Here is a 294-nt window from a genome sequence, read left to right on the forward strand (position 1 = left end):
AGGCCCCTTGGGCCAGGCCAACGTTCTGGGTCGGGCCGTCGTCGTCGAAGGTCAGGATCGAGCCTTGTTCGTCAGCCAGTACCAGGGTTTCCGAGGCGGTGACCTGGTCGCCATCGCCATCGGTGCGCACCACTTCGTAGGTCAGGCCCAGGCTGGCACCGTCGTCGCCGAGCAGCAGGTTCAGTGCTTCGTCGAACGTGGTGGTGGTGCCGTCATGGCGGATCGCTTCGTACAGGGTGGTCTGCAGTTGCGGACCATCGAGCGTGTCGATGATTTCCAGGCGGAAGACCACGT

Annotated in this window: 1 protein-coding gene; it reads right to left on the bottom strand. The window is 63.9% G+C overall.

The features are described from left to right. The coding region (locus EPK82_RS24880; RefSeq protein ID WP_167494410.1) for a hypothetical protein at positions 1-294 on the bottom strand (294 nt) is incomplete at both ends.

Source organism: Ectopseudomonas khazarica (assembly GCF_004521985.1).
Taxonomy (GTDB): Bacteria; Pseudomonadota; Gammaproteobacteria; order Pseudomonadales; family Pseudomonadaceae; genus Aquipseudomonas; species Aquipseudomonas khazarica.